Annotated in this window: 14 protein-coding genes and 1 pseudogene; 5 read left to right on the forward strand and 10 right to left on the reverse strand. The window is 58.1% G+C overall.

Annotated elements, in window-relative coordinates; translation table 11 throughout:
- Positions 1–81: 81 nt before the first annotated feature.
- From ABH912_RS18005 to msrA, 3 genes and pseudogenes are all read left to right on the forward strand, one after another.
- A pseudogene (locus ABH912_RS18005) lies at positions 82–1,477 on the forward strand (alkaline phosphatase D family protein).
- Between the two features lie 289 nt (positions 1,478–1,766).
- A complete protein-coding gene (locus ABH912_RS18010) occupies positions 1,767–4,460 on the forward strand; it encodes a putative bifunctional diguanylate cyclase/phosphodiesterase (RefSeq protein ID WP_429511292.1) in 2,694 nt (897 codons plus the stop codon).
- Positions 4,461–4,529: 69 nt separating this feature from the next.
- A complete protein-coding gene (gene msrA / locus ABH912_RS18015) occupies positions 4,530–5,177 on the forward strand; it encodes a peptide-methionine (S)-S-oxide reductase MsrA (protein ID WP_150656684.1) in 648 nt (215 codons plus the stop codon).
- Between the two features lie 148 nt (positions 5,178–5,325).
- On the opposite strand, the gene ABH912_RS18020 is transcribed toward msrA, so the two are convergent.
- The 9 genes from ABH912_RS18020 to putP all read right to left on the reverse strand — a co-directional run bounded on the left by ABH912_RS18020 (position 5,326) and on the right by putP (position 17,771).
- Positions 5,326–6,162, reverse strand: coding sequence for a 23S rRNA (adenine(2030)-N(6))-methyltransferase RlmJ (locus ABH912_RS18020; RefSeq protein ID WP_033055449.1), 837 nt, complete (start codon positions 6,160–6,162; stop codon positions 5,326–5,328).
- A 294-nt stretch (positions 6,163–6,456) separates the two neighbouring features.
- Positions 6,457–6,780, reverse strand: a complete 324-nt coding sequence (locus ABH912_RS18025) for a hypothetical protein (RefSeq protein ID WP_033055448.1) — start codon at positions 6,778–6,780, stop codon at positions 6,457–6,459.
- 343 nt (positions 6,781–7,123) lie between these two features.
- The gene (locus ABH912_RS18030; RefSeq protein ID WP_231670517.1) at positions 7,124–7,558 is read right to left on the reverse strand and encodes a hypothetical protein; all 435 of its coding nucleotides are present in this window, start codon (positions 7,556–7,558) and stop codon (positions 7,124–7,126) included.
- Between the two features lie 35 nt (positions 7,559–7,593).
- Positions 7,594–8,094 carry a hypothetical protein gene (locus ABH912_RS18035; protein ID WP_033055443.1) on the reverse strand — a complete coding sequence of 167 codons (501 nt, stop codon included), beginning with the start codon at positions 8,092–8,094 and terminating at the stop codon, positions 7,594–7,596.
- Between the two features lie 87 nt (positions 8,095–8,181).
- A complete protein-coding gene (locus tag ABH912_RS18040) occupies positions 8,182–8,499 on the reverse strand; it encodes a hypothetical protein (RefSeq protein ID WP_033055441.1) in 318 nt (105 codons plus the stop codon).
- Positions 8,496–13,154, reverse strand: a complete 4,659-nt coding sequence (locus ABH912_RS18045; RefSeq protein WP_429511293.1) for an RHS repeat-associated core domain-containing protein — start codon at positions 13,152–13,154, stop codon at positions 8,496–8,498. The genes ABH912_RS18040 and ABH912_RS18045 overlap by 4 nt, the downstream gene beginning before the upstream one ends.
- Positions 13,154–13,891, reverse strand: coding sequence for a DUF4123 domain-containing protein (locus ABH912_RS18050; protein ID WP_429511294.1), 738 nt, complete (start codon positions 13,889–13,891; stop codon positions 13,154–13,156). Before ABH912_RS18050 ends, ABH912_RS18045 begins: the two co-directional genes overlap by 1 nt.
- Positions 13,881–15,899 carry a type VI secretion system tip protein VgrG gene (locus ABH912_RS18055; protein ID WP_429511295.1) on the reverse strand — a complete coding sequence of 673 codons (2,019 nt, stop codon included), beginning with the start codon at positions 15,897–15,899 and terminating at the stop codon, positions 13,881–13,883. The genes ABH912_RS18050 and ABH912_RS18055 overlap by 11 nt, the downstream gene beginning before the upstream one ends.
- Before the next feature lie 387 nt (positions 15,900–16,286).
- The gene (gene putP / locus ABH912_RS18060; protein ID WP_033055432.1) at positions 16,287–17,771 is read right to left on the reverse strand and encodes a sodium/proline symporter PutP; all 1,485 of its coding nucleotides are present in this window, start codon (positions 17,769–17,771) and stop codon (positions 16,287–16,289) included.
- Positions 17,772–18,235: 464 nt separating this feature from the next.
- On the opposite strand from putP, the gene putA reads away from it, so the two are divergent.
- Positions 18,236–22,189 carry a trifunctional transcriptional regulator/proline dehydrogenase/L-glutamate gamma-semialdehyde dehydrogenase gene (gene putA / locus ABH912_RS18065; RefSeq protein ID WP_033055430.1) on the forward strand — a complete coding sequence of 1,318 codons (3,954 nt, stop codon included), beginning with the start codon at positions 18,236–18,238 and terminating at the stop codon, positions 22,187–22,189.
- A gap of 260 nt (positions 22,190–22,449) precedes the next feature.
- Positions 22,450–24,252: an acyl-CoA dehydrogenase gene (locus tag ABH912_RS18070; RefSeq protein ID WP_429511296.1), complete on the forward strand. Its 1,803-nt coding sequence runs from the start codon at positions 22,450–22,452 to the stop codon at positions 24,250–24,252.
- Between the two features lie 109 nt (positions 24,253–24,361).
- Here ABH912_RS18070 and ABH912_RS18075 read toward each other — a convergent pair whose 3' ends face one another.
- Entirely contained in the window at positions 24,362–25,207 is an 846-nt protein-coding gene (locus ABH912_RS18075; protein ID WP_429513125.1) for a methyl-accepting chemotaxis protein, read from the reverse strand.
- Between the last annotated feature and the right edge of the window lie 4 nt (positions 25,208–25,211).

Raw genomic sequence — 25,211 nt, forward strand, 5'->3', positions numbered from 1 at the left:
CTAAGCTCAATCCAACTAATTATCGTTAAACCCTCACCAGCCTATTTTGCTTAGTTAGCATTAATTCGAATGGATTCGAACATGTTCAAACCGACTGTCGGCCCTATTATTGGCCACACCACAACTAACCACGCACGAATCTTCTTGCGCGGCGAACTTCAAAACAATGCACCGGTATTTGCAGGCGCTCGTTATCGCAGACAGGGCGAAGAGCGCTGGTCCCAAGGCGTATTTGCAAAGTTGACAATCTTGCGTGATATGTCCGATGTGATTGCACTCAATGACCTTGCCACCGATACCGAGTACGAATACCAGGCAGGCTGGTTCAGCCCCATGAGCCCGGTGCACACCGTGGAAACGGTTCAGGAACTGCCGCTGCAATGGCCGCGGGATATTTATCGTTTTCGAACCCGCTCCAGCCAATCCGGAATGCCGAGGGCTTATGTCGTCGGGTCATGCCGTTACCTGCGCCTGACCGCAGGAGTGGCAATCGCACCGCAGGCCGGCGACCGGATATTTGCCTCGATCACGAATCTTGCGCAGCAGACTGAACCGCCCATCAGCGCTATGTTGATGACCGGCGATCAAATCTATGTCGATGACCTGAACGTCATTGCTCCCGACCGGGAGTACAAGGAAATACTCAGCAAGTACCGCGCAGCTTTTTCACAACCCAATATCGCAAAGTTAATGTCCGGCGTGCCGACTTACATGATCCTCGACGATCATGAAATTGAAGACAACTGGCCCCGCCAACGAAAGTAAGGCCGACGCCTACTTATACAAAAACGCCATCGCGGCGTATGAGTTGTATCAAGCCAGCCATAGCCCGGCGCATGAACTTCTTCCCAATGGGCAAATAAATAGACAACTGGAACACTATTGGTATCAATTCGCCGAGGGCGATATCGAATGGTTTGTCACTGACAGTCGAACCCGACGCAACCTGTCGGCCAATGATCGACGCATCCTCGATGAAGAGCAGGAACAGGCCTTGTGCAAATGGCTGATTCACAGCCCAGCCAGGGTCAAATTCGTGGTCACCAGCGTGATGTTCTACCCCGACCGCAAAGCCCATGGTGATGACGCGTGGAAGGCCTTTCCCGAACAGCGTCTGCGGCTGCTGGAGACAATTCGTACACACCGCATCAAGAACGTCTTCATCGTTTCCGGTGATGTCCACGGCTCTTTGACGAGTCGTCTGACCCACAGCGAAGACCCGGACTTCGAGGTGCACACCATCGTCTCCTCCCCCTTGTGCAACAGCAAACTGCTGCCATACGCCAAGGCATCCACCTTCATCCTCGATCAACCGTTGGCGCGAACAGCCGCTGGGGACTATCAGCATGAACTGACCAGGAAGGTGGTCAGCGAGGACAACTTTGCCCATTTGATCGTCGATGCCGAACAGGTTCGTGTCAGTTATCACAACCGGGACGGCAAGCTGCTGCAATCGGTAGGCATTCCTTTGCGTTAAACCAAACCTGTGGCGAGGGAGCTTGCTCCCGCTTGAGTGCGCAGCGCTCACAAGATTTTTGGGCCGCTGCGCAGCCCAGCGCGAGCAAGCTCGCTCGCCACAGGGCTCCAAACGATTACTTTTAGCCATCCATTGGAGAAATCCCGCCGCCGGCCGACATATTCTTATAGCACTTGGCCTTCATGTCTCTTGTCAGTCAGTGTCGCAATGATGCAACCTTGCTGCAGATAACAGTAAAGAGGGCGAGAGCCCGGCGCGATCAGCCTATTCGAAGCGAGTTTCCCTCCATATGAAAAGCCAACCCGATGCCGCCAGCCGTATGGTGGCCGAGGTAGTGACGCAGTTGCCTGTGCCCTCGCGGCTCGGCATGCTTCGTTTCGAACGGCTGAATGAAGCGAGTTGGGCGCTGCTGTTTCTCGATCCCAATTGCGAACGACAATTCGGCCTGCCGGCTGTGGAGCTCTGTGCTCTGGTCGGCTCGCCCTACGCCAGCCTGATGGAGCCCGAAGCGCGCTATCAGCTGCATGACGCGGTTCAGCAGCAACTTACCGAAAGCCCGCATTACCTGATCCGCTACACCCTGCACACCGCCGCCGGCTCCTTGAACCTGCTGGAACTGGGCGAAGCCTACAAACAACACAATCGACACCTGCTGCGCGGCTACCTGCTGGTGGTCGACGGCCTGTTCGAGGGCGAGCAACTGCTGCCGGCCCTGGACCTCGAAACCCAGAACTCTCGCCTGCAAATCGCCCTGGAACTCAATCAGCGCGCCCAGCAGGAACAGCTTCTGCACCTGGACCGGGTGCGCGCCCAGCAAGACTTGATCCTGCTGCTGACCCGCCAGCGCTACAGCAGCAACAACTCCCTGAAAGAAGCCGCCGAACTGATCACTCGCAGTGCCTGTGACATTTACGAAATCGACTGCGCCAGCCTGTGGAACCTCGAAGGCTCACAGCTCGTGCCGATTTCGGCCTATCACCGCGCCAGCCAGGAATACCTGCTGCCGGAGTCGATCGACGTCAGCCTCTTCCCTGATTACCTGGACGCCTTGCACACCGGCCGCGCCATCGACGCCCACAACGCCATGCGCGACCCGCGTACCCGGGAAATGGCCGAACACCTGCGCTCGCGTGATGTGAACGCCATGCTCGACGCCAGCATCCGCGTTGACGGCCAAGTGGTCGGCGTACTCTGCCTGGAGCAGACCGGTACGACCCGCGCCTGGCAATCGGACGAAATTGCTTTCGCGGGTGAACTGGCGGATCAGTTTGCCCAAGTCATCAACAACCACAACCGCCGCACAGCCACCAGCGCCCTGCACCTGTTCCAGCGTGCGGTCGAGCAAAGCGCCAACGCCTTTTTGCTGGTCAATTGCGATGGCGTGGTGGAATACGTCAACCCGAGCTTCACGGCGATCACCCAGTACACCACCGAAGAAGTCCACGGCCAGCGGCTGTCGGAACTGCCGGCCTTGGAAAACCTCAGCGAGCTGCTATTCGACGCGCCCTCGGCGCTGGCCAAGAGCAACAGCTGGCAAGGCGAATTCAAGAGCCGCCGTAAAAACCTCGAACCCTACTGGGGCCAGTTGTCGATTTCCAAGGTTTACGGCGACAACCGCGAGCTGACGCATTACATCGGCATCTACGAAGACATCACCCAGACCAAGCTCGCCCAGCAGCGCATCGAACGACTGGCTTACACCGACAACCTGACCAACCTCGGCAACCGCCCGGCCTTCATCCGCAACCTCGATGAACGTTTCGCCCGAGATAGCGATACCCCGATCAGCTTGTTGCTGGTGGACATCGACAACTTCAAGCGGATCAACGACAGCCTCGGCCACCAGACCGGCGACAAACTGCTGATCAGCCTGGCCCGACGCCTGCGCAACAGCCTAAGCCCGAGCGGCAGCCTGGCGCGGTTCGCCAGCAACGAATTCGCCGTGCTGCTGGACGACACCGACCTGCGTGCGGGCCAACAGATTGCCAATCAATTGCTGGCGACCCTCGACAAGCCGATGTTCGTCGACAACCAGCTGATCAGCGTCACCGGCTCCGTGGGCCTGGCCTGCGCGCCGTTGCACGGTCGCGACCCGCAAACCCTGATGCGCAACGCCGGCCTCGCCCTGCACAAGGCCAAGGCCAACGGTAAACATCAGGTCCAGGTGTTCACCGAAGCGCTGAACGCCGAAGCCAGTTACAAGTTGTTCGTCGAAAACAACCTGCGCCGCGCTCTGACCCAGAACGAGCTGGACGTGTTCTACCAGCCCAAGCTCTGCCTGCGCAGCGGTCGCCTGCTGGGGATGGAAGCCTTGCTGCGCTGGAACCATCCGGAAAAAGGCATGATCCGCCCGGATCAGTTCATTAGCGTCGCCGAAGAAACCGGGCTGATCATTCCGATTGGCAAATGGATCGCCCGCCAGGCCTGCCGCATGAGCAAAGACCTGACCGCCGCGGGTCTGGGCAATCTTCAGGTGGCAATCAACCTGTCGCCCAAGCAGTTTTCCGATCCGGATCTGGTGTCGTCCATCGCCAACATCCTCAAGGAAGAAGCGCTGCCGGCAAATCTGCTGGAACTCGAACTCACCGAAGGCCTGCTGCTGGAAGCCACCGAAGACACTCACTTGCAGCTCGATCAGCTCAAGCGCCTGGGCCTGACCCTGGCCATGGATGACTTCGGCACCGGTTACTCGTCGCTCAGTTACTTGAAAAAATTCCCGATCGACATCATTAAGATCGATCGAAGCTTCATCCACGAAATCCCGGACAACCAGGACGACATGGAAATCACCTCCGCAGTGATCGCCATGGCCCACAACCTGAAACTCAAGGTCGTGGCTGAAGGCATCGAAACCGCCGAGCAGTTGGCGTTCCTGCGCCGTCACCGCTGCGATGTTGGCCAGGGCTACCTGTTCGACCGACCGATCCCCGGCACCGAGCTGATCGAAAAGCTCAAGCGCTATCCGCGTGGCCCGATCGCCTGACAGCGGCGTAACACTCGGGCAAACTGCGTGTCTGACAATTTACATTCAACCTGACTGAGGGGACTGATCATGGTCTTGCGCTCGGAAATTCTGGTGAACAAAAACGTGCTCCCGACTAAAGAACAAGCTCTGCCTGGCCGCGAAACCCCAATGACCGTGCCGGAAAAACACTTCGTCCACGACGCCCCACTGCTGGGCCCGTTCGCGATGGATGTGGATTTTGCGATCTTCGGCCTCGGCTGCTTCTGGGGCGCAGAGCGCAAGTTCTGGCAGCGCGAAGGCGTAGTCAGTACGGCGGTGGGTTACGCCGGCGGCTTTACGCCGAACCCGACGTATGAAGAAGTCTGCTCGGGCCTGACTGGCCACAGCGAAGTGGTACTGGTGGTCTACGAGCCGGCAAAAGTCAGCTACGAAGCGCTGCTGAAGATGTTCTGGGAACTGCACAACCCGACTCAGGGCATGCGCCAGGGCAATGACATCGGCACGCAGTACCGCTCGGTAATCTACGCCACCAACCCGACTCAGTTGGCAGCCGCCAAGCACAGCGAGCAAGTGTTCCAGGCCGAGTTGACCAAGGCTGGCAAAGGCACGATCACCACTGAAATCGACGAAGCCCCGACGGTCTACTTCGCCGAGGCGTATCACCAGCAGTACCTGGCCAAGAACCCTGAAGGGTATTGCGGGATTGGCGGCACAGGCGTGACCTGTCCGATCTGATTTAGCGCAACTCCTGTGGCGAGGGAGCTTGCTCCCGCTCGGCTGCGAAGCAGTCGTAATTCGGTATGCGGGTTCTTACTGAAAGAACACCGATACCGATTTTAGGGCCGCTTCGCGCCCCAGCGGGAGCAAGCTCCCTCGCCACACATTACTCGGCGATCAACCAATCCATCTGCCACCCACCCTGGGTCTGTCCCAACTTCTTGGACAACCACGGCAGCAACTCACGCAATTCCTCTTCCAGCCCCCACGGCGGATTCGCAATCGCCAACCCGGAGCCGTTCAGACTGTTCGGCGTATCCAACGGATGCACCAGCAACTCGACGCGCAACAACTTCGGCGCGCCCGTGCCCGCCAGGTCCTGATAAAAACGACGCAACATGCGCTGGTCCTTCACCGGGTACCAGATCGCCGCAACGGTTTGGCGCATCCGGCCAATCGCTTCTTTCAGCGACGCCGCACAGCGCTGCATCTCATCCAGCTGCTCGAACGGCGGATCAATCAACATCACCGCCCGCTTCTCCTGCACCGGCAACATCGCACGCGGCACATGCCAGCCTTCCCCCAGATGCACCTTCACCCGACGGTCGCCGGCCATGTTGTCCTTGAGCAACACACCGTCCTCGGGGTGCTTCTCGTTGAGCATCACCCGATCCTGCGGCCGCGTCAGGCGCCGCGCCAACTCCGGCGACCCCGGGTAATAGCGCAACTGGCCATCCGGGTTCATGTCGTGCAGCACCTTCATGTAATCAGCGGTCAACGCCGGCAGATCCGGCTGATCCCACAAACGCGCAATACCTTCCAGGTACTCACCGGTACGGCTCGCCTGATCACCCTGCAGGTCATACAGACCAATACCGGCGTGAGTGTCGAGATAGGCAAACGGCTGCTCTTTGCGCGACATCAAAGCGATGATGCGGGTCAAAGTCAGGTGTTTGAACACATCGGCGTGATTGCCGGCATGGAAGGCGTGACGATAATTCATGATTGCTCCTGCGAAGGGCGGGAAGTTTACCTTGTACGGCGGCGAACGTCAGGACCTCACGGCTGAGCGGGCAAAGCCTCCCTCACCTTAACCCTCTCCCCAGAGGGCGAGGGGACTGATTTTGGCGATCTCTCGGCCTCCATCGACCTGAACGATCAAAGTGAACTCAAGCTTGGCCAAGCCAAGTTCACCTTGCAGTCGCAGGTCGCAGCAAACTCCCCAAACACCTCGGTCAGTCCCCTCGCCCCTCGGGGAGAGGGCTAGGGTGAGGGGGATGGATCTCAAGCCTTACACCTACTCCGAAGACCGCGCCCGTAACCGCCGCCCAAGAACATCCAGCACATCACACCCATCCCGCAACGGAATGGCACAGAGCAAAGCAAAATCACTAAGAATGAAGGACTGACACTCGATCGAACCGCGCATGGACAAGTTCTCCATCACTTGGGTGACGGCGCGAATTCGGTAGTTGGCAGCGTCATACAAAACATCCAGCGGCGCTTGGGTGTCGACGAACAGGGTTGGCATGTCGTCGCAATTGCTGGTGAGGGCCATGAAACGGCTTTTGGGGTGGGCGATTGGTTTTTCGTAGGGTGGATCGGGGGTAAGTGTTTTCATTTTTTTAAGACCTTGGAGTATGTATTTGAAGCTACCAATGGCCTTTCCTACGGGCTTGGGTGGCAGCCGTGCACGGGAGTAGGAAACTGAGACACTCCAACTCAGCCACGCCGAAGCGTGTCCCGCGCACAGCCGCCGCGAACGATGTTACGGCCACTAATTAAGTGCCGCAATCAAACGACAGCGTTGATGCACATTGGAGTTCAGGGTTCCTACGCCCTGCCACTGCTTTTGCAGTGACAGCCAAAGACTATCCATGGAGTTCACTTCGCACCAGTTCATGGAAACCGCCGCGGATTGAAGGAAACTTCCGACGACCTTGCCCAGAAAATTCGCTTTCCAATCAGAAAGCAACGTCAATTCTGTCCACGTTGACCTTTACGAATCGTTCATTGAGTTCTGGGTAGTCGTAGTGGATGTCCTGTTCCGTAAAGTCGACGAAGGATCGGAAGACACTTCCATCCAAAAAGCCATAAAGAGCACATGAAAATCCGTCCCCCGTCATTTCAATCAGTGTTTCGACTGGCGCTTCTGCAGCTAATACAAAATCACCCTCAGGAAGGACTATCTCGAACTCCACTTCGTAGGTTTCTCCAACCTCTATTTTTCTAGGACAGTAGCTCGCAAAGCATTTAACTTTTACCCCACTAACAAGCAATAAAATCTCCTCCTCAACTATTTTATCTACTGCCAATACAACCGCAGAGCACTTATTTATCACTGAAGACCCTTCTTTATCCCAAACAACACTTATAACTCTCCCGGATATAACAAGCATCAAAATTCATCAGCAACACATCACTCAATAAAAACTTAACGTATCGCATCGTCATTAAACAATTCTAGATCTAACGCTCCCCAGCTCCTGTAATAAAAATCACGAGAACCCCCTCTATAATCATGTCTAAAATCAAGAAGTTGTTTATAGAGAGACTGTATTGCTGGATCCTTTATGAGTCTCATACTATCCAAGACCAAGCACACATCATAAATTTTTTCCGCTCGAGCTTCCGTCTCAAACTTATAATCTTCTCTAGACTTGATTCCTAGAAAACGTGAAAAATGAAATGGAAGCTCCCCATTCGAACGAAAAATCCATAAAAATAGAGTCACAAACCTATCTACAAAATATCTTCTGTTCGGGCAATCTGGATCCGCTGCAAACTCTAATAAGCCTTTCACTCCAAATATATTTATTACAGCATTATCAAAACTCGCGACGTCTCCATCACAATCGCTTTCAGCCAAATCAATAACAGCGCGCCCGTAGGCCCAATCTGTAATAATCTCACGCGTCAGTTCTTGACTAGACATCTACCACTCCATATCCTGCATAAACCCGAGCCAGCTTAATTAATTCGCAGTAAAAAAAAACGGGACAGATCTATTTACTCTCACATCTTAAGAACATTTTTCAGCCGTGTACTCGCCAGCTACTATTATCAAAATAACATTCCACTCGCGAGCACAAGTAAAACAATAGTTAACTCCGACACCCGAAGGGTCTATCACAGAAAGCTCCTGCGACAAGGGGGTTACATCCTTCACAAACATCTCTGCCACCTCCGCCCCCAATGCCCCAACAGACTTAAAACCTAGAACATTTTCAAATGTAATTATCCAACGTTCTTCCTGCCAATCCAGAAACTCTATAAAAATGCGCTCTCGCTCACATGTTATTTTTTCAATGGTGCCGTCTGAAACTGGAAATTTAGTCATTTTGAAGTACCTGGATGTTTTTCACCGGCAACAAAGCCGGTTCCGTGACCGAGTTGATAGCCGTCAGGCTTAACTTTGACAATAGCCTTCTTTTTATCCGCCTGACTCCAGCTTAAGTGACTAGGTTTAAGCTCCAAATGATAGTGCTCACCATGATGCCTTGCATTAAATTGCCCAGCATCTCCGGGATGACTTTCAAATCTAATAATCGTATCAGCGTTAGGTCGCCACGCCATTCTTTGACTTCCATGTTGCGTCTGTGAAACTTTGGGCTGGACTCCTAACGCTTCCGTAAGCTCATTTGGATCTTCAGGAAAGTGAGTGTAAGCGTTCGGCTGGGCCGGCTCACCCTCCTCAACCCTAACGCCAGTCGCATCATCCGGCGCCCCACACCGGGGCTTATTCGGCGGCGGACAATTCCCGCTCAACCCCAACGGATCAACCCACCCCGTCGGATTTGGCGTGTACTGATACTGGTTCAGCCCACCCGCCAACTTCACCGGGTCCGGCGTCAGGTAGCGGCCAATCTCTGGATCATAGTACCGATGCCGGTTGTAGTGCAGACCGCTCTCGGCGTCGAAGTACTGCCCTTGAAAGCGTAGCGGTTGCTCAAGTTGCTCGCCCCCGCCCAACGCCAGGTGCGTGACTTTGCCGTAGGCGTTGTACTTTGCCGACCAGACGATTTCGCCGCTGTAATCCGTCAGTTCCTGCGGCGTACCCAAGTGGTCGAGTTGGTAGTAGAACGGGCAGGCCTTGCGCGGGCCTTTGCCGTCGAGCATCGCTAACGGGCGGAAGCTGCCGGGTTCGTAGACGTAGCTGCGGTAGTGCTCGCGGCTGCTTTCGGCGATGAGGTTATCGCCTTGCCAGAAAAACTCGGTGGTTTTACCGTCGACGGTTTTGCTGATACGGCGGCCGAAGGCGTCGTAGCGGTAACTTGCGCAACTTCCGTCCGCCAAAGTGACGCCGACCAAGCGATGCTGGCAGTCGTAGCGGTATTCAGTGACAAGTTTTTGCCCGGTGCCGCGGCGTTCGCGGATGAGGTTGCCGAAGGTGTCGTAGTCGTAGTGGCGGTCGCCTTGCATGAGCAGGCGGTTGCCTTTGACGGTCGCGGCGCCGGGACGATCCTGCATCAGCAGGTTGCCCGCCGGGTCGTGGGCGAAGCTTTCCGGTTGTCGATCGCGGGAGTGTCGGACGCGGATCAGGCGGTCGAGTGGATCGTATTGGTAGCTGCGTTGGCCGTGTCGTGTGTCGGCAATGTAGTCGAGGTTGCCGTTGGTGCTGTAGGCATAGTCGCGGCGATACAACGCTTGGTGCTGTTGACTGACGGCATGGGCCTTCAATCGGCCCTGATCGTCGTAGGCATATTCGCTGAGCAGTTGCCCCTGCTGGCGTTGCTGCTCGCGACCGAAGGCAAATTGATGAGTGGTGAGTCGCGCGCCGTTGAGGTCAATGGCCGTCAGCGCGCCACCCTTGGCGTGGTGGTAATCGAGTTTGCTGTTGTCCGGCAGGCGCAGGCGATTGAGTTGGCCGCAGGCGTCGTAGCCATAACGTAGCGTGCCCCAGCCTTGGTGTTCGCTGATCAGGCGGTCCTGCTGGTCGTACTCGAATTCCAGCGGGTGATCGTGACCGTCATCGACGCTGACCAACCGGCCGAGGCTGTCGTAGCGGTATTCCACCTTGATGCCGTCGGGCAGGGTTTTGACCAGCAACCGTCCGGCCGAGTCCCGTTGATACGCCGTTACCAACCGCGAACCGTCGTCGCCGAACTCGATTTTCTCCAGCAACTGGCCGTTGAGGTCGTAGGCGTACGCCGTGCGTTGGCCGTCGAATCCGGTTTCCTGTCGGATCAAGCCGTTGGGCGTGTAGTCCAGGAGATATTTTTCGCCGGATTCGTTTTCGATCTCGGTGAGCAACAGCTGGGCGTTGTCGTAGCGGTACTTCAGCTGGGTGCCGTCGGCATTGATCCGGCGGCTGACAAGATGCAGGTCGTCGACGTATTCGTAGCGAGTGACGCGGCCCTGCTCATCGCGTTCGGCGGTGATCTTGCCGTAGGCGTTGTAGCTAAATGCGCGGCTGGCGCCTGTGGGAAGCGTCGTCTGGATCAGTCGGCCGACGGTATCCCATTGGTACTGGGTAACGGCGCCGTGTTCGTCCTGACGGGTAATCTGCCGCCCCAGCGCGTCGTAGGAAAACCGCCGCACACCACCATCCGGCAGCGTTTCCTCAACCAACTGCCCCAAGGCATTCCAGACGAACACCTGCCGGCTGGTGTCCGGGTAACGGATCGACAGCAGCTGACCTTTTTCGTCGTAGTGGTAGTGGGTGACTTGACCGTCAGGATCGATCGCTTCGGTGATGTCACCCTGGGCGTTGCGCTGATATTTCCAGACGGCTTTGCCGCGAAACCGTGCGTGCAGGAAACCGTTGCGATATTCGTAGGCCGTCGGCTCGTCTTCCGGCGGAATCAGCGCAACCAATCGTCCGATTTCGTCGTAACGGTATTCGGTGACAGCGCCGAGCGGATCCTGCTCGGCAATCAGCCGACCGTTGTCGTCGTAAGCCTTGAGGTGCTCACCGCCGTCCAGCTCGACCTTGCGCACCAGCCGTGCGCGGTCGTCGTGGACGTAAACCTCTTCACTGCCATCAATGTTCTGGACGGTGACACTGCCCTCGTCATCCCAGACGTAACGCGTGTCCATCTGCGAAAACGACGCCCAATGTCGGACACATCGGGCAGCCTTGCCGGACCTTTCCCACTCCCAGAAGAAACTCGCCCCACCGGTCAGTTGCCGCTGCAGGATCACGTGCTGATCGTCGTAGTCGTAACGCTCGCTTTCGCCGGCGGCGTTGGTGGCTTCGATCAGTTGATCGCGTTCGTCGTAGTGATACGTGACCAGCGTCTGTTCGGTGTGCCAGGCCTCGTCGAGGGTGTCGGCCGGATGAAAGCGCTGATACTCCACGGCGACCAAATGGCTGCGGTCATAGCGCAACAACAAGGCACGGCCGGCGCCGTTGTCGAGGCGTTTGATGCGGACTTGTCGATCGCGGGTGATGCGCAAGCGGTTGTCGTAAGCGTCGCTGATCGCCGTCAACCGACCGTTATGAAAGTGATAGAACCGTGCGTCGTCACCCGCCTGGGCGAGGATCAATTCTTCGGGTTCATCGCCGAGATAAATAGCCGCCCGCGACAGGCTGTTGTGGATCGCCGGGCGTTCACTGTTTGGCAGCGGGAACGTGGTCCGACGGTTTTCGTGGTCGATCCAGATGACGGTCTCGCCGTCGATTTCCAGTCGATGGGCGAGGCTGTGACTCCAGCCGAAACCGAGGCCGCAGTCGATTTCGGCGGCGCTGGTGCGGTAGAGCCGGGTGAAGTCGAATGGCAGGATGCCGTCCAGCGAACCGTCGGTGAGGGTCAGCAGTTCTTCGCCGGTGACCATCGACACCGGGCATTTGTTGGTGGCGGTTTTATCAACGGAATCGGCGCTGTCACCGTTGGGGTTTTTAGCCTGATCCGGGACGTTGTCGTGGTGTTCGTTTTGCTTGAGCGTGGTATTGCGCTTGGCATCCCAGCGCAGATGCATGCGCCCTTTTTTCAGACCCGCTGCAACACCGCGTGCGGCGACTTTTTTGTAGCGGTCGACGTAGGTCATGAAGGAGTTGAGGATGCTGAATGTCGCCTTGACGAAGCGCATCGCGAGACCAGACAGCAACATCCCGTACTTAAGTCCCCGAAGCTTCAGATAAGCGGCAGCTGCGGGTATACCGGCAACCGTCAAGGTCAGCACCAAAGCAATCAGAATATCGATCAGTAACGAGACGATGACATGGCTGGCGATCTCTGCTGAGTTGCCAGCAGTCTCGCTAGGCGGTAGCGCCGAAAGCCAAAGACTCGCGGTGCGAAATAGCAGGCAAAGCGCCGCTTCATCGCTGGCTAGCAGCATGGCCTGCTCCATCGCAACAGGTGATTGCTGTGCCAAATCGATGAGTTGCTGAGCACTACTACCGAGTCGATCAAGGTGATCGCCAGGATTTTTAAGGATGTCAAAAACGAGGCTGACGCTGTCCCAAACACCGATGATCGCAGCCCAACTTCCCGCGAGTGTTCCGTTACCCCCAGCCGTCAGAGTTGACTGCGACCACTGAGGCTTGAACCCTTCCCACTCATTGCGTAGCCAGGCTTCCAACTCCGTGGTCAGGCCGTCGTATGAGGAGAAAAGCTCATCGACTTGTTCCGGGGTGACTTCGCTCTGAACATGAACGCGATAAAACTTCCCGGGAACGCCGGTGAATTGTCCCTTACCGTATTGATCAAGCGTGACCGGCTTAGTCTCGCCGCCCTCTACGGCAATCACATCGACCTGAATGTTCCCTAACGGAATGTCGTAGAGCGATTCAAACTTGCTCTCAATCTCCAGAGTCCCGCTGTCCGAACACTGCGCAACACTGGAAAAGAAGTCCTCATCGCCACTGCTCACCGCAGTGGTGGTATTGCCGAATTTTATGATCCGCTCCATGCCCATCAGCGAAGGCAAATCAGCGGCGCGGCTGGCCGTGTCCGCCGCTTGGCTGAACCAGTGCTTGAGCTGTTCACGGTAGAGGGAAAGGGTGTCCTTGAAACCGTCGAGCTCCTGCTCGATCCGTACAATCTGATCCATCAGTCCAGCTCCGTTATCAAGTAATCCACCAAAGCTGATTTCGGTGCTTGAGGCAGATCAGGCGCCTGCAGAAAGATCGCGACCTTGTGCCGCAATACGCTCGCCGAAAACGCCTCATAAAGATCAGGTCGGTCCTCGCTCAACCACATCAGCAAGTTGTTAATACGGGTTGTTGCGGACTCGTTGGCGAGATGTTTGAGCAGCGATTCGGAAACTTCCCACCACGGAAAAACCCTGGAGGTTTTCAACGCACTGCCACCGATGTCGAGCGACTGGCCATTGATCAAAACGCGATCAATCACAGGCATTAACTGCATGGCGTTAACGTCGATGGACTGAAGAATCGGCAGCAAATAACGCCCGTCCCAGAAGCGGAAAAACACCGCATTACCGTTGGGCAAAAGGACTTGAGTGAGGCTGCGCAGGTGCTCGACCAGCACGTCTTGAGAGACGGAAGCCACCGCCAGCCAACCCCAATCCCGAGACTCAGTGGTGGCAACCCACTCCAGAAACTCACTGCCCGCAGCGACGATTCCGACATAGGGCATCACCGGTTCCCACTCGGCGTAAGCGGTGTCGGCCCAGATCGGACTGGGTGCTTGAGCTGTGATCGAACGCTGCCAGGCTTTGAACGGTTCAGCGTCGCTCGTGTTGCTGAAAACCGCGAACAACTGCTCGGAAGGTTTGAGCGGTTGGCGATCCAACCAGACGTGGGGTGACAAGGCATCAGGCTGCACAGATACCGTCCTTGCAGCGCTCACATTCCTCACAGAACGGCGCGTCGCTTTTCAGGCTCAGGATCTGTGCGGCACTCAGCAGCGCGGCCTGGGCGGCGACGAGTTTCAAGGGTGTGTCCGGCGATGCAGGTGCCGCCGCCATGGCCGGCATCAACGCCCCGCCCACCTGAATCGGCACGCTGCTGAAGATCCCGCCGGGACCGATGTTGATCCACTGCCCGCCCGCCTGAATCGTCGCGCTGGCCCCGCCGTCGATCACCACTTGCTGGCCGGCGCTGACATGGAATTGCTGACTGGCATTCAGCGCCTGACTGGTCACGCGAATGTGTCGGTCACCGACCACCACCAGGTGATCATCCCGCTTCACTTCGGTCTGGCGCTGGCCATGGGTGATGCGCTGCTCGTCGGCCTTCAGCTCATGGCGAGCGGTGCCGGTGACGACGATGCTGCGGGCGTTATCGACCTGCACCTGTTGATCATTCAGTACGTGCTGGGTCCAGTTTCGCTGGGCGCGCAGGTAGATTTCCTCGGCACCTTTGCGATCCTCGATGCGCAATTCGTTGTAACCGCCACCACCGGGGCTGCTCTGGCTGCGGAAAATGCTGCGGGTTTTGTCAGCGGGTAGATCGAGCGGCACCGGGGATGCGGCGTTTGGCAGGCAACCCATCACCAGCGGTCTGTCGGCATCGGCGTCGACGAATCCCACCAGCACTTCCATGCCGACTCGCGGGATCATCACGCTGCCATAACGGTCGTGCGCCCAACCGGTGGCGACGCGCAGCCAGCAACTGGAATGTTCATCGAGCTGACCGTCGCGGTCCCAGGCGAGCTGAACCTTGACCCGACCGAACTCGTCGCAATGGATTTCACTGTCGGTCGGGCCGGTGACCACGGCGGGTTGATAGCCGAGCATGCGTGGTTTTTCCGGCCCGAGTGGAGGGCGAAACGAAACGTCCCACGGTGTTGCCAGAAAGGTATTGCGGTAGCCCTGGAAATCATCCGGGCCGTCGCTGGTAACTGACTCTTCCAGCACTTGCGGTTGGCGGCCACGGTGTTCGATTTCGGTGATCAACCACAGGTCATTCCAAGCCTGGCGCGGATGCTCGGCCAGGTGTAGGAAATGCCCGCTGACCAACGCCGATTCGTCGCCACGACCTTCAGCCTGACGGAAGTCGGCGTTGTGTCGTTCGAGTGCTCGCTGGGCCAGATGTTTGCCGTGTTCGCGGTCGGTGAATTGGCCCGGGAAGTGGTAATCCTCGAGCACCGGTCGCAACTCACTGTCGAAGCGGCTTTCAAGTTGCAGGTGAGGTTTTTTGAAGTCGTAGTCGCGACGGGTTACCGCTGTCGTCCGGGTTTCCAGTCGCACGTTGAAACGTTTGATGGCCGGCGCATCCGCCGCCATTCCGCTACCCGGCAGGTATAGCGTCGGCTCGGGCAGACGAGGGAAAACCGTCTGGTCATCCCCAAACACCAACAGGTGTCCGTCGAGGCTGTGCTGAAAGTGGTAGTGAATGCCGATCTCGGCACACAGCCGCTGGATGAATGCCAGATCGCTTTCGGCGAATTGCACGCAGTACTCGCGCGCTGGGTAATCGCTGCCGAGCCGAAACTCGAACGCATCACGCTGGATGCCGTGGTCCTTGAGAATTTGCGCGACGATCGCCGGCACGCTTTTGTGCTGGAAGATCCGCTGGTTGATGCGCTGGCCGAGGTAGGCCAGACGCGGCACGAGGCTGATTTGGTAGCCCGTCAGGCGTTGCCCGGAATCGCTTTGGCCAACGCGAAAAATCTGACCCTGAATGCCGGAACCCTGCTCATCAAAACTCAGAAACGCCTGACGATGCAGGAGGCTTTCAAGCTCTATGTCGGGCCGTTCGCTGACCAGTTCCAGGTCAAAACGGTAGGGCTGGCTGATGGCTTCCGTGCCCGTGAACTCAAGCACCTTGAGCTCATTCTGGACGCCGTCGATGGTCAACGTGAAACGCGGTTGATTGGCAGGAGCGAACATCCGATGTGTCTCTGCAGAATGAAGGCGGGCGATTCTGCATGAGCGACAAGGGGTGTTGAGGGAGGGACAGGGAAATCAGATTTGCCCTACTTTTTTAGAGATTTCTCCTTCAACAATCAGTGTGTTTGGCTACAGACATCTCCTTCAAAACCACCCCCCCTGTAGGAGTGAGCCGGCTCCGGGCGGCGTTCCGACGATAGCGGTTAATCATTCAACATTGATGTCGACTGACCTGGCGCTATCGTCGGAACGCCGCCCGGAGCCGGCTCACTCCTACAGGGGACAAATAGAGATTCCAGATTTGCGTAGGCAAAAAAACGGCCCGCATCCAGTAGGAAGCGGGCCGTTTTGTTGTAGCCGAAAGGTCAGAGCATCAGCTCATTCCCATCACTTGTTCAGGCGGAAATCTTTCTCGGCCGCTGCAAAGCGCTGAAGCATGCCGGTAGTCGGCTCACCCATTTTGCTGACGATGTAGATCGCCAGGCTGGCGAAGATGAAACCAGGGATGATTTCGTACAGACCCAGCAGTTCGAAGTGTTTCCAGACGATCACGGTGATCGCGCCGACCAGGATGCCGGCCAGTGCGCCGTCGCGGGTCATGTCTTTCCAGATCACGGAGATCAGGACTACCGGACCGAACGCAGCGCCGAAACCGGCCCAAGCGTAGCTGACCAGACCCAGAACACGGTTATCCGGGTTAGCGGCCAGACCGATAGCAATCAGGGCAACCAGCAGCACCATGGCACGACCGACCCAGACCAGTTCAACCTGGGAAGCGGTTTTACGCAGGAAGGTTTTGTAGAAGTCTTCGGTCAGGGCGCTCGAGCACACCAGCAGTTGGCAGCTCAGGGTGCTCATCACAGCAGCCAGAATGGCCGACAGCAGTACACCGGCAACCCATGGATTGAACAGGATTTTGGCCAGTTCGATGAACACACGTTCGTGGTTTTCGCTCACTGGCATTGCCACGGCAGGGTTTGCCGAGAAGTAGGCAATACCGAAGAAGCCTACAGCCACGGTGCCGCCCAGGCACAGGATCATCCAGGTCATGGAGATACGGCGAGCGTTAGCGATCGACTTGACCGAATCCGCCGCCATGAAACGCGCCAGAATGTGCGGCTGGCCGAAGTAGCCCAGGCCCCAGCCCATCAGCGAAATCACGCCGATGAAGGTGGTGTTTTTCAGCATGTCGAAGTTGCTTGGATCTTGTGCTTCGATCGCCAGGAACGTGGTGTCGATGCCGCCAGTGGCCAGCAGCACGATGATCGGCGTCAGCAACAGGGCGAAGATCATCAGCGTGGCTTGTACGGTGTCAGTCCAGCTCACTGCCAGGAAACCACCGACGAAGGTGTAGGCAATCGTCGCCGCAGCGCCAGCCCACAATGCAGTCTCGTAGGACATGCCGAAGGTGCTTTCGAACAGACGGGCGCCGGCCACGATGCCGGAGGCGCAGTAGATGGTGAAGAACACCAGGATCACGACCGCAGAGATGATCCGCAGCAGGCCGCTTTTGTCTTCGAAACGGCTGGAGAAGTAATCCGGCAGGGTCAGCGCATCGCCGTTGTGCTCGGTCTGCACGCGCAGACGGCCGGCGACGAACAGCCAGTTCAGGTAAGCACCGATGATCAGGCCGATGGCGATCCAGCTTTCGGACAGGCCGGACATGTAGATAGCGCCCGGCAGACCCATCAACAACCAGCCGCTCATGTCGGAGGCGCCGGCGGACAATGCAGTCACGACGCTGCCCAGGCTGCGACCGCCCAGAATGTAGTCAGAAAGGTTGTTGGTGGAGCGATAGGCCATGAAGCCGATCAGCACCATTGCTGCGATGTAGATCACAAACGTGATCAGTGTTGGATTGCTTACGCTCATTAAGTGATGCCCTGGCTTTGTTTTTATGTAGCGGCAGAGTGTGAAACCGCCGACAAACGACAACGTTTGTTCAGACGATTACGGGGCCCGCGCATTTATGACTGATGTTTCCCCAGGAAAGCCATCAGCCGGTGCACCTGTCTTTTTTGACCGGTTGCACCTTGGGCGCGAATGCTATTCAACAAAGCAAATAAGGTGCAACCAGTTTCTTGAGAATAAGTTGCACCTAGTCGGATTTACCTGAAAAAAGCCTGTTTTTGCTCCCTTTTAGGGCAGTTCCATCGGTTTGCTAGAAGTAAAAGCACCAAGCAGGAGCGGTACGTTCGTACCGGAATTTAATTCCTGACGAGCTGCTTATAATTCCGACAAAAAAAGGGTTGCACCCGGTTGCACCTCGACGGTTGCACGGCTAATCTTGCCGCCAGCTGATGCCACGCGGTCGTGGCAAACATGAGGATAAAAATATGGCTACCACCACCCTTGGGGTCAAACTTGACGACCCGACCCGCGAGCGCCTCAAGGCTGCCGCGACCTCGATTGATCGCACGCCGCACTGGCTGATCAAGCAGGCAATTTTCAATTACCTGGAAAAACTCGAGGGTGGTGCAACCCTGACCGAGCTGAGCGGTTTGATCAGCAAAGACGCTGACGACGCCGGCGAAGTCCACGCTGACCACGCGCACCAGTGCTTCCTGGAATTCGCTGAAAGCATCCTGCCGCAATCGGTGCTGCGCGCTTCGATCACCGCCGCTTACCGTCGCCCTGAGCCGGAAGTGGTGCCGATGCTGATCGAGCAGGCTCGCCTGCCGATCGCCATGGCCGAAGCCACCAACAAGCTCGCCGCCTCGATTGCCGAGAAATTGCGCAATCAGAAGAGCGCCGGCGGCCGTGCCGGGATTGTTCAGGGCCTGTTGCAGGAATTTTCCTTGTCGTCCCAGGAAGGCGTGGCGCTGATGTGCCTGGCCGAAGCGCTGCTGCGGATCCCGGACAAAGGAACTCGTGACGCGCTGATCCGCGACAAAATCAGCACCGGCAACTGGCACCCGCACTTGGGCAACAGCCCGTCGCTGTTCGTCAACGCCGCCACGTGGGGCTTGCTGCTGACCGGCAAACTGGTCGCCACCCACAACGAAGCCGGCCTGACTTCGTCCTTGAGCCGCATCATCGGCAAGAGCGGCGAGCCGATGATCCGCAAGGGCGTCGACATGGCCATGCGCCTGATGGGCGAGCAGTTCGTGACCGGCGAAACCATCGCCGAAGCCCTGGCCAACGCCAGCAAGTTCGAAGCCAAAGGTTTCCGCTATTCCTACGACATGCTGGGTGAAGCCGCACTCACCGAGCACGACGCCCAGAAGTACCTGGCCTCGTACGAACAAGCCATCCACTCGATCGGCAAAGCGTCCCACGGTCGCGGGATTTATGAAGGACCGGGCATTTCGATCAAGCTGTCGGCACTGCACCCGCGTTACAGCCGCGCCCAGTACGAGCGCGTGATGGACGAGTTGTACCCGCGCTTGCTGTCGCTGACCCTGCTGGCCAAGCAATACGACATCGGCCTGAACATCGATGCCGAAGAAGCCGACCGCCTCGAGCTGTCGCTGGATCTGCTGGAGCGCCTGTGCTTCGAGCCGCAACTGACCGGCTGGAACGGCATCGGTTTCGTGATCCAGGCTTATCAAAAGCGTTGCCCGTATGTAATCGACTACGTGATCGACCTGGCTCGCCGCAGCCGTCATCGCCTGATGATCCGCCTGGTAAAAGGCGCGTACTGGGACAGCGAAATCAAGCGCGCCCAAGTCGAAGGCCTGGAAGGCTATCCGGTCTACACCCGCAAGGTGTACACCGACGTTTCCTACATCGCCTGCGCCCGCAAACTGCTGTCGGTGCCGGAAGTCATCTACCCGCAATTCGCCACGCACAACGCCCACACCCTGTCGGCCATTTACCACATCGCCGGTCAGAACTATTACCCCGGCCAGTACGAGTTCCAGTGCCTGCACGGCATGGGCGAACCGCTGTACGAACAGGTTGTAGGTAAAGTTTCCGAAGGCAAACTGAATCGTCCGTGCCGCGTGTACGCACCGGTTGGCACTCACGAAACACTGTTGGCGTACCTGGTGCGTCGTCTGCTGGAAAACGGCGCGAACACCTCGTTCGTCAACCGCATCGCCGACCAGTCTATTTCGATTCAGGAGCTGGTGGCCGATCCAGTGGCCAGCATCGAGCAGATGGCGACGCTGGAAGGCGGCTTCGGCCTGCCGCACCCGCGTATTCCGCTGCCGCGTGATCTTTATGGCGCCGAGCGCGCCAACTCCAGCGGCATCGACATGGCCAACGAACATCGTCTGGCTTCGCTGTCCTGCGCCCTGCTGGCAACCGCTCATAACAACTGGAAAGCTGCGCCGATGCTCGGTTGCGCCTCCAGCACCGAAACACCTGCGCCGGTTTTGAACCCGTCCGACCTGCGTGACGTGGTTGGCCATGTACAGGAAGCGACCGTCGAAGACGTCGACAACGCGATCCAGTGCGCCCTGAACGCTGCACCGATCTGGCAGGCCACTCCGCCCGCCGAGCGTGCCGCGATTCTGGAACGTGCCGCCGATTTGATGGAAGGCGAGATCCAGCCGCTGATGGGCCTGTTGGCTCGCGAAGCCGGCAAGACCTTTGCCAACGCCATTGCCGAAGTGCGTGAAGCCGTGGACTTCCTGCGTTATTACGCCGTGCAGGCTCGCAACGATTTCACCAACGACGCCCACCGCCCATTGGGTCCGGTTGTGTGTATCAGCCCGTGGAACTTCCCGCTGGCGATCTTCAGTGGCCAAGTCGCTGCTGCATTGGCCGCCGGTAACCCGGTACTGGCCAAACCTGCGGAACAAACCCCGCTGGTGGCTGCTCAAGCCGTGCGTTTGCTGCTCGAAGCCGGGATTCCGGAAGGCGTGCTGCAACTGTTGCCGGGCCGTGGCGAAACCGTCGGCGCTCGTCTGGTCGGTGACGATCGGGTTAAAGGCGTGATGTTCACGGGTTCCACCGAAGTGGCTCGTCTGCTGCAGCGCAACGTCGCGGGTCGTCTGGATGCTCAGGGTCGCCCGATTCCACTGATCGCCGAAACTGGCGGCCAGAACGCGATGATCGTCGACTCTTCGGCACTGACCGAACAAGTTGTGATCGACGTGGTGTCGTCAGCCTTCGACAGCGCCGGCCAACGTTGCTCGGCGCTGCGGGTGCTGTGCCTGCAGGAAGATTCCGCTGACCGTGTCATCGAAATGCTCAAAGGTGCCATGGCTGAATGCCGTCTCGGCAACCCGGAGCGCCTGTCCGTGGACATCGGCCCGGTGATCGACGCTGAAGCCAAGGCCGGTATCGAGAAGCACATCCAGGGCATGCGCGACAAAGGTCGCAGCGTGTACCAGGTGGCAATCGCCAACACCGAAGAAGTCAAACGCGGCACCTTCGTGATGCCAACCCTGATCGAGCTGGAAAGCTTCGACGAGCTGCAACGTGAGATCTTCGGCCCGGTGCTGCACGTGGTTCGCTACAAGCGCAAAGACATCGATCAACTGATCGGTCAGATCAACGCTTCCGGCTACGGCCTGACGTTGGGCGTGCACACTCGAATCGACGAGACCATCGCCAAGGTGATCGACAACGTCAACGCCGGTAACGTCTATGTGAACCGCAACATCGTGGGTGCTGTGGTCGGCGTGCAGCCGTTCGGTGGCGAAGGCCTGTCGGGCACCGGTCCGAAGGCCGGTGGTCCGCTGTACCTGTACCGCCTGCTGTCGACGCGTCCTACCGATGCAATCGAACAATCCTTCGCTCGCGGTGATGCCATCGTGGCACCGGACGTTCGCCTGCGTGATGCCATGAGCAAACCGCTGAAAGCCCTGCAAGCCTGGGCCGACAGCAACAAGTTTGCCGACCTGAGCACCCTGTGTGTGCAGTTCGCGGCGCAATCGCAAAGCGGGATCACCCGTGTTCTGGCGGGCCCGACCGGCGAGCGCAACAGCTACGCTATCCTGCCGCGCGAACACGTGCTGTGCCTGGCGGAAGTCGAAGGCGATCTGCTGACACAACTGGCGGCGGTATTGGCCGTCGGCGGTTCGGCGGTATGGCCGGAAGCTGAATTGACCAAGGCATTGTTCGCACGACTGCCGAAGGAAGTTCAGGCGAAGATCAAGCTGGTTTCCGACTGGAGCAAGGACGAAGTGCTGTTTGATGCGGCTCTGCATCACGGCCATTCCGATCAGCTGCGTGCGGTGTGCCAGCAAGTGGCCAAGCGTGCCGGTGCGATTGTTGGGGTTCATGGCTTGTCGCAAGGCGAGACCAACATCGCGCTGGAGCGTCTGGTTATCGAGCGGGCGTTGAGCGTTAACACTGCTGCTGCGGGTGGTAATGCCAGCCTGATGACTATCGGCTAAACCGCAAAAAGACCGGGCGCCCGCAACGGACGCCCGGTATGCAATACCCCTGTAGGAGTGAGCCTGCTCGCGATAGCGGAGTGTCATCCAATACATATGTCGAATGACACTCCGCTATCGCGAGCAGGCTCACTCCTACAGTCGTTTTGTGGTGTCTGGTAAGTCGGTGCTCTGATCTACCATCACGCTCATCAATCATCCTGTTCACCCCGCCCTCCCCACGCCTAGACTCGGTCCATTCCAAAAAAAGGTAGGCCGCCATGTCCGAGACGTTGCTCAGTTCCCGCAATCTGGCTTTTGAGCTGTATGAAGTCCTCGATGCCGAAGGCCTGACTCAGCGCGAGCGTTTCGCCGAGCACAATCGCGAGACCTTCGATGCCGCCATCGGCACCGCTCGCAACATCGCCGAGAAGTTCTTCGCCCCGCACAACCGCAAGAACGACGAGAACGAGCCGCGCTATGAGGACGGTCAGGCGATTCTGATTCCAGAAGTGAAACCGGCGGTGGATGCCTTCCTTGAAGCCGGTTTCCTCAACGCCGCACGCAGTTTCGATGCGGGCGGCATGCAACTTCCTACGCTGTTGTCCCAGGCCTGCTTTGCGCATTTTCAATCGGCCAACGCGGCGTCGACCTCTTATCCGTTCCTGACCATGGGCGCGGCGAACCTGATCGAAAGTTTCGGCACCGAGGAGCAGAAACTGCGCTTCCTGCAACCGATGATCGACGGACGCTTCTTCGGCACCATGGCGCTGACCGAACCGCATGCCGGCTCGTCGCTGTCGGATATTCGTACCCGCGCAGAGCCTGCGTCTGACGGCACCTATCGTCTGAAGGGCAACAAGATCTTCATCTCCGGCGGTGATCACCCGCTGTCGGAAAACATCGTGCACATGGTGCTGGCCAAGTTGCCGGACGCACCGGCCGGGGTGAAGGGTATTTCGCTGTTCATCGTGCCCAAGTTTCTGGTCAACGATGACGGCAGTCTGGGCAAACGTAACGATGTGCTGCTGGCCGGTTTGTTTCACAAGATGGGCTGGCGCGGCACCACCTCCACCGCGTTGAACTTCGGCGACAACGGCGAGTGTGTCGGCTACCTGGTGGGCAAGCCGCACCATGGGTTGAGCTACATGTTCCAGATGATGAACGAGGCGCGGATCGGCGTCGGTATGGGCGCGGTGATGCTCGGTTACGCCGGTTATCTGTATTCCCTTGAGTACGCCCGCGAGCGCCCGCAAGGTCGCGTGCCGGACAGCAAGGATCCGAATACTGCGCCGGTGGCGATCATTCAGCACGCCGACGTCAAACGCATGTTGCTGACTCAGAAAGCCTACGTCGAAGGTTCGTTCGACCTCGGGCTGTACGCCGCGCGGCTGTTCGATGACACCACGACGCTGGAGACTGAAGACCAGCGCAAGCAAGCCCATGAGTTACTGGATTTGCTGACACCGATCGTCAAATCCTGGCCCTCGGAGTTTTGCCTGAAGGCTAACGAACTGGCGATCCAGATACTCGGCGGCCACGGCTACACCCGCGAGTACCCTGTTGAACAGTATTACCGCGACAACCGCCTGAACCCGATTCACGAAGGGACTCACGGCATTCAATCGCTGGACTTGCTGGGCCGCAAACTGGCGCAGAACGGTGGTGCGGGGCTCAAGCAATTGATCCGTCTGATTGCCGATACCGCCGAGCGCGCTCAAGCGTATGAATCGTTAACCGCGCTGCGTGAGCCGTTGGAGAAATTGGTGGCGCGTCTGCAAACCGTGACCATTGGTTTGCTGACGGATTTGGGGCAAGGCAAGGTCAACAGCAGCCTGGCGAATTCGGCGCTGTATTTGAAAGTGTTCGGGCACACGGTGATTGGCTGGCGCTGGCTGGAGCAGGCGATTCGCGCTGAGGAAGGGCTGGCCAAAGGGAATGTGGCGGATGTGAGCTTCTATAGAGGCAAGCTGCAGGCGGCGCGATATTTCCTGACGTGGGAAGTGCCGGGTTGCCACCATGAACTGGCGATTCTTGAGGCTCGGGATGATGTGTGCCTGACAATGCAGGATGAGTGGTTCTGATCCTGCATTTTTGGTGTTGCTGAAGGCTAATCGCGAGCAGGCTCACTCCTACAGTAGTTCTGTGCTGAACACATTTCTCAATGTAGGAGTGAGCCTGCTCGCGATGGCGTCAGCTCAGCTTGAAGCTACCCATCTGCCGCGCCAAATCATCCGCCAACCGCTGCAATGTCTGACAATCCTCGCGGCAAGCCCTGACCTCCCCGGCGGTGGCATGGGCCAGATCAGAAATCCCCTGCACGTTCCGGTTGATTTCTTCCGTCACCGCCGACTGCTCTTCCGTCGCCGCCGCCACCTGATGGTTCATGTCGCTGATGCGCTCGACCTGTCCGGTAATCGCCGTCAAGGACGCCCCGGTGCGCTGGCTCGATTCGACACCCGTGCCGGTCGCCGCTTGCCCGGAATGCATCGACGACACTGCGTTCTCCGCGCCTTGCTTGAGGCTGCCAATCATCTGCTGAATCTCGTCAGTCGACGACTGCGTCCGCCGCGCCAACGTCCGCACCTCATCCGCGACTACCGCAAACCCACGCCCCATGTCCCCGGCCCGCGCCGCTTCGATGGCCGCGTTGAGCGCCAGCAAGTTGGTCTGCTCGGAAATCCCGCGAATCACTGCCAGCACCTGATCGATGGATGCCACCTGATGGGCCAACTCGCCCACCGCACTGGCCGCGAGACCAATCTCATCGGACATGCTTTCAATATGCCGGATCGACCCGCCCACCACTTCCCGCGCCTGCATCGCCTCATCGCGGGCAGTTTGTGAAGCCAGCGCAGCGGTGCCGGCATTCTGGGCGATTTCCTGCACGGTCAGGCCCATTTCGTGGACGGCGGTGGCGACCATGTCGGTCATTTCCTGCTGCCGACCGGAACGCTCTGCGGTGTTGTCCACCACCCGCGCCACCTGGCCGACGGCCGTGCGTAAACGCTCGCTGGTGGTCAGCACTTCGCCGATCATGTCG

The organism is Pseudomonas sp. BT76 TE3572 (assembly GCF_050435365.1).
GTDB classification, from domain to species: domain Bacteria; phylum Pseudomonadota; class Gammaproteobacteria; order Pseudomonadales; family Pseudomonadaceae; genus Aquipseudomonas; species Aquipseudomonas fluorescens_W.